The 18,981-nt window shown below is 50.6% G+C and carries 16 protein-coding genes; 7 read left to right on the top strand and 9 right to left on the bottom strand.

The window, feature by feature from the left end:
• Positions 1 to 24: 24 nt before the first annotated feature.
• The 7 genes from IE064_RS10565 to IE064_RS10595 form a co-directional block, all read right to left on the bottom strand.
• Positions 25 to 2,244, bottom strand: a complete 2,220-nt coding sequence (locus IE064_RS10565; protein WP_189617787.1) for a PAS domain-containing protein — start codon at positions 2,242 to 2,244, stop codon at positions 25 to 27.
• A 77-nt stretch (positions 2,245 to 2,321) separates the two neighbouring features.
• On the bottom strand, positions 2,322 to 2,933 hold the full coding sequence (locus IE064_RS10570; protein WP_189617788.1) for a TatD family nuclease-associated radical SAM protein: 612 nt from the start codon (positions 2,931 to 2,933) through the stop codon (positions 2,322 to 2,324).
• 75 nt (positions 2,934 to 3,008) lie between these two features.
• Positions 3,009 to 3,383 (bottom strand): VOC family protein, encoded by a 375-nt coding sequence (locus tag IE064_RS10575; protein ID WP_189617789.1) that lies wholly within the window; start codon positions 3,381 to 3,383, stop codon positions 3,009 to 3,011.
• 52 nt (positions 3,384 to 3,435) lie between these two features.
• The gene (locus IE064_RS10580) at positions 3,436 to 6,582 is read right to left on the bottom strand and encodes an efflux RND transporter permease subunit (RefSeq protein ID WP_189617790.1); all 3,147 of its coding nucleotides are present in this window, start codon (positions 6,580 to 6,582) and stop codon (positions 3,436 to 3,438) included.
• Positions 6,582 to 7,790 (bottom strand): efflux RND transporter periplasmic adaptor subunit, encoded by a 1,209-nt coding sequence (locus IE064_RS10585; protein ID WP_229799969.1) that lies wholly within the window; start codon positions 7,788 to 7,790, stop codon positions 6,582 to 6,584. Before IE064_RS10585 ends, IE064_RS10580 begins: the two co-directional genes overlap by 1 nt.
• Before the next feature lie 182 nt (positions 7,791 to 7,972).
• Entirely contained in the window at positions 7,973 to 9,193 is a 1,221-nt protein-coding gene (srmB, locus tag IE064_RS10590) for an ATP-dependent RNA helicase SrmB (protein WP_189617792.1), read from the bottom strand.
• Between the two features lie 79 nt (positions 9,194 to 9,272).
• Positions 9,273 to 9,974, bottom strand: a complete 702-nt coding sequence (locus tag IE064_RS10595) for a tRNA1(Val) (adenine(37)-N6)-methyltransferase (RefSeq protein ID WP_189617793.1) — start codon at positions 9,972 to 9,974, stop codon at positions 9,273 to 9,275.
• A 388-nt stretch (positions 9,975 to 10,362) separates the two neighbouring features.
• Between IE064_RS10595 and brnQ the strand changes: the two genes are divergently transcribed.
• The 6 genes from brnQ to IE064_RS10625 all read left to right on the top strand — a co-directional run bounded on the left by brnQ (position 10,363) and on the right by IE064_RS10625 (position 16,414).
• Positions 10,363 to 11,757, top strand: coding sequence for a branched-chain amino acid transport system II carrier protein (brnQ, locus tag IE064_RS10600; protein WP_189617794.1), 1,395 nt, complete (start codon positions 10,363 to 10,365; stop codon positions 11,755 to 11,757).
• A 65-nt stretch (positions 11,758 to 11,822) separates the two neighbouring features.
• Positions 11,823 to 12,728 (top strand): site-specific tyrosine recombinase XerD, encoded by a 906-nt coding sequence (xerD, locus tag IE064_RS10605; RefSeq protein ID WP_189617795.1) that lies wholly within the window; start codon positions 11,823 to 11,825, stop codon positions 12,726 to 12,728.
• Between the two features lie 98 nt (positions 12,729 to 12,826).
• The gene (dsbC, locus tag IE064_RS10610; protein ID WP_133040197.1) at positions 12,827 to 13,543 is read left to right on the top strand and encodes a bifunctional protein-disulfide isomerase/oxidoreductase DsbC; all 717 of its coding nucleotides are present in this window, start codon (positions 12,827 to 12,829) and stop codon (positions 13,541 to 13,543) included.
• 87 nt (positions 13,544 to 13,630) lie between these two features.
• A complete protein-coding gene (recJ, locus tag IE064_RS10615; RefSeq protein WP_189617850.1) occupies positions 13,631 to 15,361 on the top strand; it encodes a single-stranded-DNA-specific exonuclease RecJ in 1,731 nt (576 codons plus the stop codon).
• A 199-nt stretch (positions 15,362 to 15,560) separates the two neighbouring features.
• The gene (locus tag IE064_RS10620) at positions 15,561 to 16,106 is read left to right on the top strand and encodes a hypothetical protein (RefSeq protein ID WP_189617796.1); all 546 of its coding nucleotides are present in this window, start codon (positions 15,561 to 15,563) and stop codon (positions 16,104 to 16,106) included.
• Positions 16,103 to 16,414 carry a cupin domain-containing protein gene (locus IE064_RS10625; RefSeq protein WP_189617797.1) on the top strand — a complete coding sequence of 104 codons (312 nt, stop codon included), beginning with the start codon at positions 16,103 to 16,105 and terminating at the stop codon, positions 16,412 to 16,414. The genes IE064_RS10620 and IE064_RS10625 overlap by 4 nt, the downstream gene beginning before the upstream one ends.
• A 90-nt stretch (positions 16,415 to 16,504) precedes the next feature.
• Here the strand turns inward: IE064_RS10625 and rpiA are convergent, their stop codons facing one another.
• Complete coding sequence (rpiA, locus tag IE064_RS10630) at positions 16,505 to 17,161, bottom strand: ribose-5-phosphate isomerase RpiA (RefSeq protein WP_189617798.1); 657 nt, start codon at positions 17,159 to 17,161, stop codon at positions 16,505 to 16,507.
• A gap of 167 nt (positions 17,162 to 17,328) precedes the next feature.
• Here rpiA and IE064_RS10635 point away from each other — a divergent pair, with 167 nt between their 5' ends.
• Positions 17,329 to 18,285 (top strand): DUF808 domain-containing protein, encoded by a 957-nt coding sequence (locus IE064_RS10635; protein WP_189617799.1) that lies wholly within the window; start codon positions 17,329 to 17,331, stop codon positions 18,283 to 18,285.
• Positions 18,286 to 18,357: 72 nt separating this feature from the next.
• Here IE064_RS10635 and sodC read toward each other — a convergent pair whose 3' ends face one another.
• On the bottom strand, positions 18,358 to 18,885 hold the full coding sequence (sodC, locus tag IE064_RS10640) for a superoxide dismutase family protein (RefSeq protein ID WP_189617800.1): 528 nt from the start codon (positions 18,883 to 18,885) through the stop codon (positions 18,358 to 18,360).
• Positions 18,886 to 18,981: the final 96 nt, after the last annotated feature.

Below are 18,981 nucleotides of genomic sequence, written 5' to 3' on the forward strand. Positions count from 1 at the left end.
CTGCTTCAAGGCTAGGACGCCGGGTTAAGAGGATTGTTGGCGGGTAAACGCCTGGCAGATATTACGTTCACCACTTTGTTTGGCCCGTTTTAGCGCCACTTCGGCGTTGTTGAGAAATTGCTCTATTGTCTGCCCGGTAGCATAGGCCGCAATACCAATACAGATGCCATCAGCCAACCCGTGCTGTCCAAGATTTTCCAAAGTTTTTGCGGCAAAGTCATGGCAGTTGATGGCATCGCTATTCGGCACCAGTATCGCAATTTTGCCTAGCTGCCAGGTAGCCATCTGATAGCCTCGTGGTAAATCGTTGAGCACCTGAGTTTCTACCTGCTGCTGACGACTTTCTAGTGATTCTATTTCACTCATATGGCTCAGCAGTGCTTCAGGACTGATATCCAATAACATCAGACAGCTACGTTGCTGCTCATCGGGTGACATGGCATTGAAGAAATTTTCCAGATCTTCCAGTTCCGGCATCACCTTGGTGCGGTGTGGAACCCTCGGCCCCGGTAGTTCCCGTACATTCGCGGCGCGCTCTAGGGTACACACCAGATAACTGAGCTCACCTTCGCTGTCCTGATAACTTTTCAGCGTGGCCTGGATACAACCTGGACGCTTGTCCTGGCAGAGGATCTGCCCTTGCCACACGCCATGAGTTGACACCAGTTGCATGATGCGTGGCCATTGATTATCAAGATCATTCTGCAGTAATTCACTGAGGGTATGATCCAGGCTGCCATCCAGTTGCAGCAGCTGATCAAAGGTTTCATTAACACGCACCAGTTTACCATTGGGGGCGAGTAGGGCGGTGGCGACGGCCGAATCACTGAGCAGTTGATTAAGAAAAGCGTCTTGACGTACTTGTTTGAGTTCACTGATATCTTCAAAAGAGATCAACGCATAGCCATCACGACCTTCACCTACCACCCGAATATTAAAGCGCAGCACTATGTTATCCAGCGCCTGTAGTTGTACTTCGCCATGCCAGACTTTGTTTTGCTGCAACTGCTGCCGCACCGATTCGTACCACTGCTGATCCTGCTCCAGTAATTTCTGCAAGCTGCGATTTTCGATCTCATGCTGTCGTTGTTTGAGGATGTCCGCCGCTCGGTCGTTAGCGCAGATAATCCGGCCACTTTCATTGACCAACAGGCAGCCGAAATCAGCACGGAACAGCCCATCAGCCAGCAAAATGCTGCTAAGACGTGCCCGTTGTTCTAGCCGAAACAAGTGCGCAAAGATCATTGCCAGCGCCGCCAGCAGCGTCACTATCACCGCCGTCACCAGCAAAATATTGCGCCACTGGGCAAAGCGGACACTGATGTCTTCGTTACGAATATAAGACAGCAGCATATACTCACTGTCTTTTTGACTTGCCGAGGCTAGTGGAATTTTCAGATAGACAAAAGTAGCTTGCTCGCCGTGGAATTCACCAAAATTGTTGGTAGCCAAATCACGCCACAACTCGGGATAGCTTTGACGCAGACTGCTGCCTAAGGTATCTGGGATCCCCGCCAACGGATCGAGATTGGTTGCGCCAGCATAAAGTTGCCCTTGGTCATCCAGCAGTAACAGTGGTGAGTCGTTGCTGGAAAATGCGGGTTTGATAGATTGCAGCATCTGGCTGACAGAGTTATAGGTCACCAAGTAACCGCGGATGCTCTGGTCGGCGTTTTCCAGTGCTGTCATTTGTAACTGATAGGGTTCCAGCCGGTCTTCAACCGGGGCAAATTCCACATTTGAGGTGTAAATGTCGGTGCCACCTATACTGCGGATGCTGTCTAGAAGCGTTTTTGATAGCGGCGTGTTACCGAAATTACCACTACTGGCCAGTCGAAATTTCCCGCTGGCATCGTAAACGGCAATGTCCATTAATTCTGGAATATTGTTTTTGAGACTTTGCCAGCTTTGTTGCAGTCGTTGTTCTTCCTGATGACCGGGGGTATCAAGATAGTGCCTGAGCGGTTCCGCCCGGGAGAACATCTGGGTGCGAAACTGTTGGAAGGAGATTTTGTCAGCCAGCAGTGTGCCAATGGTCTGCAGTTCACTATAACGCTGGACCGCCCATTCTTCCTGCAGTCGCCGCTCACCCAGCGTAATAAGCACGTTAGTGATCAGAAAAATCGTGATTACTAGCATGCTCAGTTGGCTGGCGATTGCCAGTAACCGTTGACGGGACCAGTGAACACCGCGAAGGTGGTGCAATAACCGCGTGTCCGCTGAAGCGGGATTCTTTTTCAACATCAAACTGCTTGGACGGCGACCAGTGATGGCAGTTATGTTAACACGAAAAAGGCGAACAGCCAGCGCTGCTTATATTCTCAACCGAGCGCACCTAACTTGCGGTATTTAAATTGGCAACCCGCCGCTTCCACCAATGCCTGACAAGCGTGAATATCCACCCCGTCCAATCCATCAATCGCTGACACCTGAACCTCGGCAATATAATGTGGCGCGTCTTGTATGAAAGCATTCACTGCTTGCCAACTGCCTTTCAGTTTTGGTCGGCAATGCTGTTGATACAAGGTCTCATTCTGGGCATTGAGCGATACCGATAGCGCATCCACACATTCGCTCAGTTCCGGCAGAATATTGCGACGATGGAACAGATTGCCCAAACCATCGGTGTTGACGCGCACTCTACCGCCGCGTTGTTTGATCTCCTTGGCGACCGCCAACAAGGTTGGCAAATTGAGCGTTGGTTCGCCATAGCCACAGAAAACATATTCACTGAATTGGCCGATATCACCCAGCAGCGGGATAATTTCGGTTGCTTGTGGCTGGTGATCTAACGCTAATTGGTACTGATGTAACTGCTTGCTGCCGTTGTTTTTCGGGCAGAAGCTGCAAGCTAGAGTGCAGCGGCCTGTGATATTCAGATAGCGGCTTTGGCGAATGTCGTAAACCAAGGTACTGGGTGCGGCAGTGTTCATAGTTTCAGGCAACAAAAATGCATGAAAGCAGCATAGCGTTTTTGCTCCTGAGTAAATGTCACCCGGATCAGAAAATCAGTACTCTGAATTCTCTCCAGCCTTTTCCGACCATACGGCAAACTCATTGCCGCTGGGCTCCAGAAAATGAAAGCGACAGCCACCAGGAAAACTGAATAGTGGTTTGATGATGTGACCACCATGTTGTTCAATTTTCGCCTGGGTGGCCAGAATATCCCGGCTATAGAACACCAACAGCATACTGCCATTACTGGTGGTAGTCGCTATCGGCGCGCGATAGATACCGCCATCAATACCTGCACCATCAAAGGCGCTATAGTCTGGCCCATAATCGACGAAACGCCAGCCAAAGACTGCGGCAAAGAATGCTTTGGTAGCCTCTGGCGCAACTGCAGGAAATTCCAGATAGTTAAGTTTTTCGTGCGCAGGCATCAGTTACCTCCAGATAGGAATAAAAATGCCGGTCAAAGGACCGGCATTATCACTAGGATTTGTCTTCAGTCACTGTGGGACTGACATTGGCCGCAGGTTTCCACCACCACATAAAAAAGCGCCGGAACACGCGTTTAAAGTCCTCTAAGATAATATAGAGCATGGGCACCAGGATCAGTGTCACCACGGTGGAAAACAGAATACCAAAGGCTAAGGATACCGCCATGGGGATGACAATTTTGGCCTGTAGACTCTTTTCCATAATAATGGGAACTAGTCCGACAAAGGTGGTCAGTGAGGTCAGGATAATTGCCCGGAAACGCTCGCAACCTGAATTAATCGCGGCTTTAAGCGTTGAGTGGCCTTCTTCTCTGGCGCGGTTAACGAAGTCCACCAGAATAAGTGAATCGTTCACCACCACCCCGGCCAGCGCCACGATACCACATAGACTCAAGACGCTCATTGACAGCCCCAGTAGCAGGTGACCAAACAGCGCACCAATCATACCAAATGGGATCACCGACATGATGATCAACGGCTGACTGTAAGAGCGCAGTGGTACTGCCATCAGTGCATAAATGGTAAAGATGGCGAAGATAAAGCCTTTGACTAGGCCAACTACGGCATCCTGTTCATCCTGACTGGCACCATCGAGAGTCGTGGCGATATCTGGGTACTTTTTCTGTAATTCAGGAATAAATTTTTCCTGGATCTCACTGACCACCTTAGCAGGTTCGGCTTTCTGCTTATTGGCATTGGCTGTAATTGTAATGGCACGACGCCCATTAACACGGGTAATAGAGTTATAGGAATCGCCGATTTCAATGGCCGCAACGCTACTGAAAGGCACTGATTTACCATCGGCTGTGCGGATCAGCATATTTTCCAGATAACCTATGGTACGGCGCTGATCCTGTGGATAGCGCACCATCACTTTCACTTCTTCCTTGTTGCGCAGAATACGTTGCGCCTCATAACCGTAGAAACCATAACGCACCTGGCGGGCTAGATCCGACAAGGTCAGCCCCAGTGCTTCTGCTTCTGGGCGGATTTTCAGGCGGATTTCATGACTACCAGAAGAGAAGTTGTCAGTAATATCATAAACACCATCGTAGGTTGCCAGTTTCTGCTTCAGATCAGCCGCCGCGGCTGACAGTTCTTCCAGGTTGGCTGAAATCAGTCGGAAGGAGATATCGCCGCCGGCACCGTTAGTGCTGGCATTGATATTGAGGTTCTTCACCGCCACCATTTCCGGTAACTGGGCGCGCCAGGCATCTGCAATTGCCACACCGTCTACCGCCCGGTCTTCAGCCTTAGTGAGCTCGGCAAAGATAAAGGCAGACGTGCGGCTATCCATGTTGATAAAACTGTGCTTGACCACAGGATAGCCGAGCTCTTTTTCCATTTTGTCATTCATGGCATACAGCGCATCTTCCACCTGCTGAGTGACTTTCAGGGTGTTGCTTTCCGAGCTGCCTTCATCCATCTCTAGCTGCACCTGGATAAAGTCCGATGGAATATCTGGGAAAAAGACCCAACGCACATGTCCGGTTTGCACCAATGCAATGGAAATCAGCAAAACGCCAATGAATACTGCAACGACACTGTAGCGATGCGGGATCATTCGCTCCATGAAGTTACGGTAGCTATGATTGATAAAGTACTGCACCCGGGCGTTGAAGGCTTGACGGAAGCGTCCTATCCAGCCGGGTTTGCTGTGGCTTTGTTTCATGTGCGCCAGATGCGCTGGCAGAATAAACTTGGATTCAATCAGCGAGAAGCTAAGACACAAGGTGACAATCAACCCGATAGAGATCCAGATAATGCCCATCGGCCCTGGCACCATCAACATCGGAATAAATGCCGCGATGGTGGTCAGTACCCCGAAAGTTGCTGGCATGGCGACTTTTTTGGCACCACGGATAACGTTGTCAACGGAGAAACCTTTCTCTTCCACTTCTGTATGGGCGCTTTCACCAATAACAATGGCGTCGTCTACCACTATCCCTAGCACTAGAATAAAGGCGAATAGCGTCAGCATATTAATCGACAGATTAAACGGTTCCAATGGCATCAGCGCCAGTGAACCGAGGAAACAGACCGGCAGCCCCATCATCACCCAGAAGGCCAGTTTGATATCCAAGAACAACGCCAAAATGATAAATACCAACAGCGCACCATAGGCCATGTTGGATAACATCATACTGAGACGGCCTTTGAGGTAATGGGTCAGATCGCCCCAGTAATCCAACTGCGCGCCTGGCGGCAGCGTTGCCTTGCGTTTGGCGATATAGGCTTTGACTTGATCGGCAATGTCCAACGCGTTTTGGTCGTCAATGCTGGTCACTTCAATAATGGCTGCGGGTTTTTGATCAAAACGGGTATAGTCCATCCGTTCTTCAAAACCATCTTTAATATCTGCCACCATCGGCAGCATGATACGGCTACCATCAGGTTGGGTTTTTACCACGATTTTAGCAAAATCATCGGCGGTATAAGCTTGGCCCTTGGTACGCAGCAGAATATCACCATCTTCTGCGCGGATAGCACCGCCAGGTAAGTCCAGTGAGGAGTTCTGTACGGCTTGCGCCACTTCCGTGAATGTCAGCCCGTATTCGCGCATCTTGTCTTCAGAAACTTCGATGCCGATTTCGTAATCGAGTACGCCGGAGACTTTGGCCTGAGTTACCGCAGGCAAACTGGTGAGTTCGTCGCGAATGGTCTTGGCCAGCTCTTTCATCTCATGGGGTGCTAAATCGCCATACACCGACACCCAGATAACGTTGTTTTCCGGCCGAATGCGGTAGATGTTGGGCTTTTCAATGGCCGCAGGGAAGGTGGCGATAGCGTCCACCCGCAACTTGGCCTCGTCAAGAACATCTTTAGGATCATAACCATCCTGCACTTCGATGGTGACATTGCCTACGCCGTCACCGGCAACTGAAGTGATTTTCTTGATCCCAGGGACATCTCGTAAGGCTTCTTCAATCTTGATGGTGATCCCTTCTTCGATCTCCTGCGGGGCAGCACCTGGGTAGGCCACCGAGATCCGCAGATAGTTGAGATCAAATGTCGGAAATATCTCTTTATTGATGGTAAATGCCGACACCACCCCACCAATAATCAAGATCCACATCAGCAGGTTTGCCGCAACATTATTACGCGCAAACCAGGCAATAATTCCGGTTTCCTTTTCCATCAGCGATCTCCGGCATTAGCCAGACGCTGGTCGTCTTGTGCGTCCTGTGGTGTATGAGATGAGCCTTTATCCTGACCCGCAACTTTTACCAACTGGCCGGTACTCATATGGTTAAGTGATGTCAGCGACACCCGCTCGCCGTCTTTGAGGCTGTCTTTGATGTATACCGAATCCAGATCGGTGCGCACCACATTGACCTTGCGCATCTCCACCTTGCTATCTGTACCAATCACTGCGACTTGATTGTTACGTACCAGATGACTAGGCAGTTTAACGACGTCATCCACTGAACGCCCTTGAATAGAGGCATCCACGAAGCTGCCAAACTTCAGCGGCAGCTGACCAGGCTCGCGGTATTGTCGCAGGTATGGGTCTTTTACTTCGGCAACCAGATACACCATGCGGTTATCAGGGTCGATGACACCTTCACTGCGTACTACTGTGGCGCGCCAGTTAATGGTTTTACCGCCGAGCTGGGTGCTCAGGGTCACTTCAGTAAAGGGATGGTCGATGGATTCCAGATAAGCCAAATCTTTGTTGGCTAACGGTAAACGCACTTCGGCAATGGCAGTGTCATACAGTTCGCCCAACTGATTGCCCACACTGACGTATTGGCCTAAATCGACGCTACGGCTGCGAACCAGGCCATCAAAAGGCGCACGGATAACCGTGCGTTCCAGATTACGTTTGGCACGATCCAGCGCTGCTTCGGCGTATTTGACATTTGCCTGTGCTTCTTTTAACTGCGGCACACGTAGACCAAGTTCTGGCGGGACACCTTTAAAGCCAGAAAAATCCACTTTGGCGACTTTGCCGCGGGCGATCTCTTCATCCAATGCGGCTTTATTTTGTGCCAAGGTCGCTTCTGCTTGGCGCAAGTCGGCTTGATAATCAAATGGTTCGATAACGGCTAGTTCATCACCGGCTTTGACCATTCCGCCAGCAACAAAACTTGGGGCGATGGTGACAATACGGCCTTTCACTTCGCTTACCAGTTGGGTTTTGTATTTAGGATTGACGGTGCCATAGGAGGGCAGCGCCAGCGATATCGTTTGCGGCTTCACTGTTAGTACATCGACTACTGGTACCGGAACCTCTTCTGGTTTCTGCGGCGGCGTTTTCTTGGTGGCGAACAACACACCGACCACGACAATAGCAACTAGAATGATTGCAACGGGAGGAAGTACTCGTCTCAAAAAGATATTCATACGCTTTTTTCTGTCCATACTGGCAGCGAAATCTGCGGCCTAAATTACCAGAGACACCACTACCGATAAACGAGTTTTTGTAAAACAAATGTATCAAAAACTAACGGTGTGGTGGCGGGGCAATCGCCATCCTGGAAAAAAGGAACCCTGAGGTTCCTTGTTTACCGATATATCATTTATTACTAATTTTTAGCTTTGTTTTTGCTCATTTTTTTCGTAGTAGCCTTGCTCGGTTTCTTTTTCACCGGCACCCGCGCTTCTTTATGTTTCGGCCGTAGTGCTTCAATCACCCGGCGTTTCAGCTTTTGCTCAGTATAGCGTTCGATTTTGCTGAGGATCAGCATATCGTGCGCTTCCACTAGCGAAATAGCCGTGCCTTTCTTACCAGCGCGGCCGGTTCGACCGATACGATGCACATAGATGTCAGCGGTCCGTGGCATGTCATAGTTGATCACATGGGTAATGTCATCCACATCAATGCCTCGGGCGGCCACATCGGTGGCAAGCAGCACATTAACTTCACCCTTAGTAAACCGGCCCAGCGCCTGAAAGCGTTTTTTCTGCTCCATATCCCCCCGCATAAATGCGGCAGGAATACCGGCTTGCAGCAGCTGTCCTTCCAGACTGGCGACTACTTCGCGGGTTTTCGCAAAGACGATGGCACGGGTGACCTCTTCCTGTTTAAGAATATGGCACAACAGGGCAAATTTATGTGTTGTGTCATCCGCCAGATGCACCCACTGATGGATTTTAGCTTTCTCACTGCGAGGTGGCTCGGCTTCGACAACGGCCGGATCGTGTAGCAATTCCTTGGCAAAATTACGCACGCCATTCCCTTCCAGCGTGGCTGAAAACAGCATGGTTTGCTGGCGTTTCTGCGCTTCAATGACAATCGATTTCACTACCTGAGCAAAGCCCATGTCGAGCATACGGTCAGCTTCATCGATGATCAGTATTTCCACTTCGGTAGCACTGAATAGCCCTTTATCCATGTAGTCCAGCAAACGACCCGGGGTAGCGACCATGAGATCGATATTGCCGCGCAGCGCTTGCTCTTGTGGACCATAGGGCACGCCACCAGTGACGATGCCCATAGTCAGATCGACATGAGTGGCTAGATGGCTGGCATAACGGTGCACCTGACTGGCAAGTTCTCGCGTTGGTGTTAACACTAATACTCGCGCCTGACCTGGGCGGCGCCGTGGGAAATCCAGCAAGTGTTGTAATGCCGGCAGCAGGAAGCTGGCAGTTTTGCCGGTGCCGGTTGGCGCATGGGCTAACACATCCCGTTGCTCCATGGCCAGCGGAATGGTCAGTTGCTGAATAGTAGTGGGGGTTTTATGCCCCATGGTTTTCAGGGATGCCAGCAGTTCTGGCTCCAGTTCGAACTCTTCAAATTGCATGCAGGAACTCTCAGTGAATATCGCGCGGCAGTATACCTGCTCGTCAACAATCTTTATAGCGTAGCCGAACACTTTAGCATCAGAGTTTAAGATAAAAATCTTGGGTGAGCTGTCGCATCGCGGTGGAATAACGGCCATCACTATCGCGTACCCAGATTGGCGACATTAACGGTGCTGTGTCACTGCTTTGCTTGCTGACCAGCAACAGGCTGCGGTTGGGCTCTTTGCCGGGGCGGCCACTAACATCCAGTTGTTGTAGCAGATGCAGACCGACCTGTTGTAACTGACGTTGTAGTGAAGGCACGTTGTGCCACGGCAGGATCAGGCTGGCTACCCCCTGCGGCTGCAATAATCTCGCAAGCGCTGCCGCCAATTCGGCATAACTCAGATAATCGGTGTGGCGGGCACTCGCTCTGCCTGGCAATGATGCGTGCGGACCGTTTTCAAAATAAGGCGGATTACACAGAATGTGGTCATAGGAGCTTGGCGGGCTGAATTGCTGGATACTGCAGTGATGCAGTTGTAGACGCTCGTACCAAGGACTGGCCGCGAAATTTTTCAAACATACAGTTGCCGCCTGAGCATCTAGCTCTACCGCATCAATCTGCGCCTGGCTGCGCTGGGCGGCCATCAGACTCAACAAACCACTGCCAGCACCAATATCCAGTATTTTCTCCGCCTGTTGTAGTGGTGCCCACGCGCCCAGTAGTACGCCATCGGTACTGACGGGCATGCCACAACCGGTATCATCGACATGAAATTGTTTGAAACTAAAGCCCACGATTAACATCCTGAAACACAAAAATTCCGCCGGCGCATTGTAATCCTGCCTGGTATTTTTGTCCTGTTGTCGCTGTGGCGATGGCTGTTTTTGGCAACTTATGCTGAGAGTTACAACGCAAACCGAACTAACGGCTGCCGTTTTTTTACTGGAGTGCTCTTGCCCCTGTCGGTTGCCTTTGGTAATAGTGAAAGCCGAAAACACACATATATGAAACAAAACAGCGTCAGTTGTCGCTAAGTGGTCAGTTTTGCCGACAGTGACTGATTGTCTGAAATGGCCGATTGCGGGGAGTTTTTCCGGTGCATTTCGGCTAAAAATTGCGGACAGATATGCCGTTTATAATCATAAATTCTTTATAAAAACATAATAAATACAGAGGCATCTTGTGCATGATAAACAATTGACAGTCGCTGATACCCTGAGCCTGGGGTTCATGACTTTCGCTTTTTTTCTGGGTGCTGGAAACCTGATTTTCCCACCATTTGCTGGCTATCAAGCTGGTGATCATAGCTATACTGCCATGTTGGGGTTTCTGATCACGGCGGTGGGGTTGCCATTGGCTGGGCTGATCGCCGTTGCCAAAGCCAAGGGGCGGGTGATGCGCATGCTGCCTGCTACGGCGGCAACACTGTTTGCGGCTGCCATCTATATTATTATCGGTCCTGCGTTTGCTGCACCACGTACTAGTCTGGTGGCCTTTGAAATCGGTGCCCGGCCGTTTCTAACGGATGTGGAGAGTACACTTACTATCGGTGGATTGGTGCTCAACGAAGCACAGTTGTATTTCACCGCAGCATTTTTTGCGGTGGTCATGTTGTTGGCCGCTTTCCCCGGACGGTTAATGGACAGTGTTGGCAAGGTGTTGACGCCTGTGCTGCTATTACTGCTGGTGGCATTGGCGCTGTCGGTGGTGGAATTTATTGGCAACCCTATGCCCGCCGCAACCGGTGATTATGCATTGCATCCGCTAAGTAAGGGGATTGTCGAAGGCTACAACACGATGGACACGCTGGCTTCGCTGATGTTCGGCGTGCTAATTATTGACTTGCTGCGTCAAAAAGATATTCATGACACCAGCTTACAGACCCGTTACCTGATCTGGGCCGCGTTGATTGCGGCGGCGGGTCTGGCGTTTGTTTATGTCTCGCTGTTTATTCTGGGGGCCACGGCAGGCGATTTGGCCAAGGGCACCGAAAATGGTGGGCAGATCTTAACCAATTATGTGACGCATCAGTTTGGTTATACCGGCACCATTGCGTTGTCGGTGGTGGTGAGTTTGGCCTGTCTGACTACAGCGGTGGGGCTAGTCAGTGCTTGTTCCGATTTTTTCAGCAGTTTGCTGCCGAAGCTGACTTATCGCATGTTGGTGGTGGTATTAAGTGTTATCTGTGCCGTCGTGGCAAATGTTGGGTTGAGTCAGTTGATTTCTATCAGTATCCCGGTGTTGATGATGGTCTATCCCGTTGCCATCGCGCTGGTACTGGTCACCTTCGTTAATAACTGGTTCCGCAATCCGCGACTGGCACACCGGGCGGCACTCAGTGTCGCACTGATTTTTGGGATTTTTGACGGGCTAAAAGTGGCGGCGGCATCGTTGCAATCCTTTGATGTTAAATCGGAAAGCCCTGTTACCATGGCCTTGGTACATTTTGTTGAAGGGGTTTCACCCGTAATGTCGAAGATGCCGCTATATGATCAGGGCATGGCGTGGCTGGTGCCGACGTTGATTGTGGTGATAGGCTGTTTCTTCTTCGGTAAAAAGCCGCCCATTAACAGCTGACATAGTATCTGTGCGATGACGGCGTTATGCTGTTGGTCGTTATCGCACCGAGGGTTTATAACGTCATGGCCCAGCCGTCCTACCATCCCGATCCATTGATTGAGGGCTTTCTTGATGAACTCTGGTCCAACAGGGGCCTCAGTGATAATACCCTCAGCGCTTACCGCAGCGATTTGCAGCATTTTGAAGCGTACTTGCAGCAACGTCAGGTCGCGTTGCGTGATGCTGGGCGCGAGGTGATTCAGGATTACCTCGGCTGGCGCTTTGAGCAAGGGGCCGCCAGTACATCCAGTGCCCGTTTGCTCTCCAGTTTGCGACGTTTTTATGGTTTCCTGCTGACCCGACAGCTGATTACCGAAGATCCCCTAGCATTAATCGCCTCCCCAAAGTTGCCGCGAAAACTGCCGGATACGTTAAGCGAGGCTGATGTGGATGCGTTGCTGGCCGAACCCAATAGTGAGGACACCGTTGAAGGGCGTGATAAGGCAATGCTGGAGTTGTTGTATGCCACCGGTTTGCGTGTCAGTGAACTGGTTGCCTTAACGCTGGAGCAGATAAGTCTGCGGCAGGGGCTGGTGCGTATTACCGGCAAAGGCGGCAAAGAGCGGTTGGTGCCGATGGGAGAAGTCGCTATCAGCGAACTGGAGCGGTATCTGCAGCAGAACCGTCCGGCGTTGCTGGCTTATGGTCAAAGTGATGTGGTGTTTCCGTCTAACCGTGGTCGCATGATGACCCGCCAGACCTTCTGGTATCGTATTAAGCTGTATGCCCAGCGGGCGGGCATCCATAAAGCTTTATCACCACATACGTTGCGGCATGCCTTTGCTACTCATTTATTGAATCACGGTGCTGACTTAAGGGTGGTACAGTTGCTACTAGGACACAGTTCGCTGTCGACCACGCAGATCTATACCCATGTTGCCAACGCCCGCCTGCAGGCGTTGCATGCGGCACATCACCCGCGAGGCTGAGGAATTTGCTTTCTGATGCACTTGGCGGTAACTTTCAACCACTGAACAGGTCTGAATCGATAACTGGTGTTCTGCAGACCGTAAACCAAGGAATTCTCATGAAGTTAACCCGTACACTTTCCCTGTGTCTGGCGCTGGCGGTTACACCGCTGGTACACGCCGCATCCTCCAGTCAGACCGATCAACTAAAACAAAGATTAAGTAGCGTGCTGGGGATTGAGGTGCAATCGCTCTCAGCGTCTCCCATTGCCGGGTTGCTGCAGGCGGTCACTAGCCACGGCGTGTTGTATGTCAGCGAAGACGGTAGCAAGTTGTTTCATGGCAATATCTATGATCTGAATAATGACATGGAAAATCTCACTGAAGCGGCAATGTCTGGACCGCGCTTGCAAATGCTCAAGCCCTTTGAAAGTAAGATGCTGGTGTATAAAGCCAAAGATCAAAAACATGTGGTGACTGTGTTTACTGATGTCACCTGTGGTTACTGCCGCAAACTGCACAGCCAGATGCAGCAGTATAACGATCTGGGCATCACCATTCGTTATTTGGCATATCCGCGTCAGGGCGTACCGTCGGCCGTTGCTGATGAGATGGAAGCGGTTTGGTGTTCAAAAGATCCTAAAAAAGCCATGGATGAAGCCAAAGCCGGTAAAAACATCATGGTTGCCAAGTGTGATGCCGATATTGCCGGACAGTATCAACTGGGTGAAAAAATGGGCATTACCGGCACCCCCTCGATGATCCTAGAAGACGGCTCTATGGTGCCCGGCTATCTGCCGCCAGAGCAGTTGCTGCAAAGCCTGAAAATGCACTAACCCAATAGTGCGTGGGCCAAAAAGGCGGGCAAAATGCTCGCCTTTTTGCTATCTTGCCTGCAGCATTTGTTAGCCAGTGAAACCGCCTTGAACCAGAAAATTGTGCGCCGCCCCCGCGTGGATGACAGTCATTTACCCGCCTATTTACCGCCACTTTTGAAGCAGATATACGCCAGCCGTGGTCTCAGTGCCGAGGATTGTGAGTTGGTGTTAACGCGGCTGTTGCGCCCCGACACCATGCTAGGGTTGAACCAAGCTGCACAGTTGCTGGCCGATGCGCTGATACAGCAACGGCGCATAGTGATTGTTGGCGATTTTGATGCCGATGGTGCCACCTCAACCAGTGTCTGCCTGCTGGCATTAAGGCAGATGGGGGCTCGCCACTGTGACTTTTTGATCCCCAACCGCTTTGATTACGGTTATGGACTTAGCCCAGAGATTGTTGCGGTGGCCGCTGCTCAGGCAGCTGAGGTGTTGGTGACTGTTGACAACGGTATTTCCTCTATCGAAGGGGTGGCGGCTGCCAAAGCTGCAGGTATGACGGTGATCATTACTGACCACCACCTACCGGGACAACAACTGCCCACTGCTGACGCTATCGTTAATCCCAATCAGCCCGGTTGTGGATTCGCCTCAAAGTCCATCGCTGGCGTTGGCGTGGCATTTTATTTGATGACCGCGCTACGGGCTGAATTGCGCGCTCGTGGTTATTTTGAGGCCAATGGCCTCATGATGCCTAACCTTGGACATTTGCTGGATTTAGTGGCATTGGGCACAGTGGCTGATGTCGTCGCCTTAGATACCAATAATCGCATCATGGTCGAAGCGGGGATTAAACGTGTGCGTACCGGGCAGTGCCGTCCGGGGATCACCGCATTACTGGAAGTCGCTCGACGTGAGCCGCAGCGTCTGGTCGCCGCGGATTTTGGCTTTGCGGTTGGTCCTCGATTGAACGCAGCGGGCAGGCTGGATGATATGGCGCTGGGGGTCGAGACACTGCTATGTGATGACTTGTATCAGGCCCGCCGCATGGCAGCCGAGCTAGATGGGCTTAACAGTGAACGTCGCGAACTGGAAGCCGGGATGCAACAAGAGGCGCTGCAGTTTTTGCGCACCATGGATTTTGGCGAGCAGCAGCTGCCTTGGGGCATCGCTTTATATCAGGCAGACTGGCATCAGGGAGTAATCGGTATTCTAGCCTCACGGATCAAAGATCGTTATCACCGGCCGGTGATTGCCTTTGCTGAAGCTTCTGACAGCGAGATCAAAGGCTCTGCCCGTTCTATCAATGGCTTACACATGCGCGATCTGTTGGAGCTGATCAATAGCCGCCATCCGGGAATGATCAGCAAATTCGGTGGGCATGCCATGGCCGCCGGGTTAACGCTGGCGAAAACCGCTTTTAGCGACTTTGCCATCGCTTTTGACAGTACGGTACGTGAGTTGTTAGCGGAGGAAGATCTGCAGGGCCAACTCTGGTCCGACGGTGAGCTTGCCGCTGAGTATTTCACTTTAGATACAGCACAGTTGCTGCGCGATGCCGGACCTTGGGGACAGGCATTTCCTGAGCCCACTTTTGACGGTAATTTTCGAATATTGCAGCAGCGATTGGTGGGTGAGAAACACTTGAAACTGGTGTTAGAAAGCGAATGCGGTAGTGTGATGGCCGACGCCATCGCCTTCAATGTTGATTTGAACATCTGGCCTGACGCAACAATTGAGCGGGTGAGATTATTGTATAAACTCGACGTCAATGAATTTCGCGGTAACAGCAACTTGCAGTTATTAGTGGAACAATTGGAACCGCTGAAAAGTTAAGCAAGATCACAAAAGGCCGCTTATCCAATACGATAATTGCACTCAGACCACAATTTTCATCAATAATTCCTCACAGAACAGAAAAAATGTAAATAATTTGTTTACGTCTTTACAACGCTCGCAAGATCCTGTGTATTGTCAGTGGCGCGGGCTGACCGTGCGATCCATCGGTGGGTCGTTGCGAGGAGATAAGAGTTAAATGAAGTATTTGTTGATGGTATTGCTGCTGTTGTTATCTGGGTGTTCGTCCGTTCCTTTATCAACGTTGACGCATTTTGCCACCTTTGACGAGCAGGACTTTGCCGCACTGGATCCCAACCAAATCCGCGCACGATTGGTGGTGGATGATTTTGTAAAACTCAAAGACATCTCCTTGAAGGCGCAGATCAATGCCGCCGATGGTGTGCAACAGCTGGAATTTCCGCTAACGCTGATCTCCAAAGAGATCCTGCCAGTACGTAAGAGTTGGATCTTTACCACTCAGGTGCGTGCCCGTTACCAATACGAGTTGTCACCCCAAGCGCGGCAGAATTTTGTCAAACTACAGCAAGCACTACTTAAGGGTCACAAATACAACTGTGATGTCAATGTGGTGTTCGACGAACATACACCGCCGCAGCCGTTCAAATATACCGTGAAGTTGATGCTGGATCCGGATAATGGCTACATTACCATGATTGATAACCGTGAAATGGCTGTCAGTAAATCCGGTGTGGCCAGCGGTAACTCCGAGATGTTACGTTGAATCTGTTTGCATCATTGCCGGAACAACTGACAGCGGAGCAGTTTGATGAATTGTTATCGCGGCCAGCCGTGCGTGTTGAACGTATTTTGTCTTACGGGCAGGTCACCCCAGAAGGGCAATGGTACGATCAGGTAGAGCATGAATGGGTGCTAGTACTGCAAGGTGCGGGTCGCATTCAGTACGCTGATGGCAGTGAAATATTGCTTAACGTCGGCGATAGTGTGGATATTCCTGCACATTGCCGTCATCGGGTCAGTTGGACGGCACCGCAGCAACTCACTATTTGGCTGACGGTGTTTTACCGTTAAACAGCGGGCACGGTCATCATAATTATCCTATCAACAAAAACAGCCACAATTGTGGCTGTTTTGCTATATAGGTGGGTCAGCAGTGGCAAGCTAGTTTTTTGTCACTACGCCGTTTTGCGTTCCCACTAATACGGTATCAGCGCCACGGGCAGCAAATAGGCCAACAGTTACTACACCAACGATATTATTGATCTGTTTTTCGAGTGTCTTGGGATCCAGGATCTTCAGATTGTACACATCCAGAATAACGTTGCCGTTATCCGTAATCACCCCTTCCCGATATACCGGATCGCCACCCAGTTTTACCAGCTCACGTGCCACATAGGAACGCGCCATTGGGATCACTTCTACTGGCAACGGGAAAGCCCCGAGGATGTCCACCTGTTTGCTTTCATCAACAATGCAGACAAACTTTTTGGCAACTGCCGCGACAATTTTCTCGCGGGTCAGCGCGGCACCACCGCCTTTGATCATCTCGTTATGATGATTTATCTCGTCTGCACCATCTACGTATACCGACAATGAATCGACAGCATTTAAGTCAAATACTGGGATCCCGGCTGCTTTCAGGCGTGCAGCTGAGGCTTCAGAGCTGGATACCGCGCCTTCAATGTTCGCTTTGATAGTGGCGAGGGCATCAATGAAATGGTTAACGGTAGAACCAGTGCCGACACCCACGATACTATCGGGCTCTACATATTTCAGGGCTGCCCAGCCGACCGCCTTTTTCAATTCATCTTGGGTCATATTTGTAATCCATGTGGAAAGGAAATTCGCTGACGCCATTATAAACTGTCTGCACCCAGATTGCGGCAGCTTTTGCCGACAAGTGGTGGATTTTTACTGCGCGGCTGTTGGCGCTTGGGTAACATATGCCAAGGTTTTACCAACACAATAACAACACGGAGTTTTTAATGGCTGGAGCAAGTCTGCTGATGTTGCTGGATGATATTGCCACCCTGCTGGATGATGTGGCGGTAATGAGCAAAGTCGCTGCCAAGAAAACCGCCGGGATGCTGAGTGATGATTTAGCGCTGAACGCACAGCAAGTGACCGGGTTCAGCGCTGACCGTGAATTACCCGTGGTGTGGGCCGTTGCTAAAGGATCATTGCGTAATAAGGCAATTTTGGTGCCTGGTGCATTGCTGATCAGTGCCGTGGTGCCCTGGCTAATTTTGCCGTTATTGATGTTAGGCGGTTTGTTTCTGAGCTTTGAGGGCTTTGAAAAAGTCTGGCATAAGCTGACTCACCCTACTGAAAATAGTGCTGATGAAGCAGCTAAGGCCGCCAAGGCGCTTGAACAAGTGCAAGATTTGCAGGCGTGGGAGGCGCGAAAAGTAAAAGGCGCAATCCGCACCGATTTTGTGTTGTCTGCGGAGATCATTGTGCTGACACTGGGCATTGTCGCCGACCAAGTGTTTTTTACACAATTAGCGACGCTGGTCATTATTGCTGTGGTGATGACGGCCGGCGTATATGGCGTCGTCGCCGCCATTGTTAAGCTGGATGACCTTGGACTTTATCTCAGTCACCGTAAAGGGCGTTCAATCGTGATGTCGTGGTTACGACGCTTGGGCTTGACCTTAGTGAGCGCAGCACCCAAGTTGATGAAGTTGCTGACGATCGTTGGCACTATTGCAATGTTTTTGGTGGGTGGCGGCATTCTTGCTCATGGCATTGCACCACTGGCGACACTGGAACACCACTTGGCAGCGGCCGCTTCGGAAATGGCGACGTTTGGTTCGCTGTTATCACATCTCTTGCCATTATTGTTGCAAATTATCTACGGTTTGATAGCCGGGGCGATAGTGTTAGTTGTGATGACGTCGCTGAGCCATTTACGAGCAAAATTTCGCGCTAAATCCAACTAACGCACATTACATAGTGAATAAAAAACGCTGCCGAGGCAGCGTTTTGGTTCATCAGCATTTGTCTGTAACGGGTTACTCAATCACACCACAAGCCATGCGTGCCCCACCACCACCTAATGGTTTAGGTGAGTCGGAGAAATTGTCACCACCGGCATGGATCATCAATGCATGGCCTTTGACATCAGCTACCTTCAGTCGTGGTGCCAGCACGGGTTCTATGGCGTTGCCGTCACTAGTCACAAACAACGGCGGTAGGTCACCTTTATGATTGTCATCAGTCCACGGATAACCATGTTTACCAGTTTTATCAGGATCAAAATGACCGCCAGCGGCACCGCCAAGCACGGTTTTACCGTCTTTGGTTGAAGCTTCGCAGCTGCCATTGGCATGAATGTGGAAACCATGTACCCCAGGTGTCAGTCCATGCAATTTAGGTATCAGTACCAGGCCATAGGCGGAGTCACTTAACGCAACAGTACCTATCGGTGTATTACCTTTATCGGAGAGCAAGGACACGCTCACTTCAGTTTCTGCCGCCATGGTAGCTGCGGAACATAGCAGTGATGCCAGACCGAGGGTAACAATTGATTTTTTGATCATATAAACCTCTCCATTGGTTAACGATGTAATCACAGTCAAACAATAAGCAAGAATGTGATCTGCGACACCTTTTTAGCTTATCCTTAAATACCTAGT

The sequence above is a fragment of the Shewanella fodinae genome (assembly GCF_014651955.1).
Lineage (GTDB): Bacteria > Pseudomonadota > Gammaproteobacteria > Enterobacterales > Shewanellaceae > Shewanella > Shewanella fodinae.

What these genes read in the sequence shown, in the direction of transcription:
- IE064_RS10565 (WP_189617787.1), bottom strand. Translation starts at nt 2,244, where the DNA reads ATGTTGAAAAAGAATCCCGCTTCAGCGGACACGCGGTTATTGCACCAC.
- IE064_RS10570 (WP_189617788.1), bottom strand. Translation starts at nt 2,933, where the DNA reads ATGAACACTGCCGCACCCAGTACCTTGGTTTACGACATTCGCCAAAGC.
- IE064_RS10575 (WP_189617789.1), bottom strand. Translation starts at nt 3,383, where the DNA reads ATGCCTGCGCACGAAAAACTTAACTATCTGGAATTTCCTGCAGTTGCG.
- IE064_RS10580 (WP_189617790.1), bottom strand. Translation starts at nt 6,582, where the DNA reads ATGGAAAAGGAAACCGGAATTATTGCCTGGTTTGCGCGTAATAATGTT.
- IE064_RS10585 (WP_229799969.1), bottom strand. Translation starts at nt 7,790, where the DNA reads ATGAATATCTTTTTGAGACGAGTACTTCCTCCCGTTGCAATCATTCTA.
- srmB (WP_189617792.1), bottom strand. Translation starts at nt 9,193, where the DNA reads ATGCAATTTGAAGAGTTCGAACTGGAGCCAGAACTGCTGGCATCCCTG.
- xerD (WP_189617795.1), top strand. Translation starts at nt 11,823, where the DNA reads ATGGCCCAGCCGTCCTACCATCCCGATCCATTGATTGAGGGCTTTCTT.
- dsbC (WP_133040197.1), top strand. Translation starts at nt 12,827, where the DNA reads ATGAAGTTAACCCGTACACTTTCCCTGTGTCTGGCGCTGGCGGTTACA.
- IE064_RS10620 (WP_189617796.1), top strand. Translation starts at nt 15,561, where the DNA reads ATGAAGTATTTGTTGATGGTATTGCTGCTGTTGTTATCTGGGTGTTCG.
- rpiA (WP_189617798.1), bottom strand. Translation starts at nt 17,161, where the DNA reads ATGACCCAAGATGAATTGAAAAAGGCGGTCGGCTGGGCAGCCCTGAAA.
- IE064_RS10635 (WP_189617799.1), top strand. Translation starts at nt 17,329, where the DNA reads ATGGCTGGAGCAAGTCTGCTGATGTTGCTGGATGATATTGCCACCCTG.
- sodC (WP_189617800.1), bottom strand. Translation starts at nt 18,885, where the DNA reads ATGATCAAAAAATCAATTGTTACCCTCGGTCTGGCATCACTGCTATGT.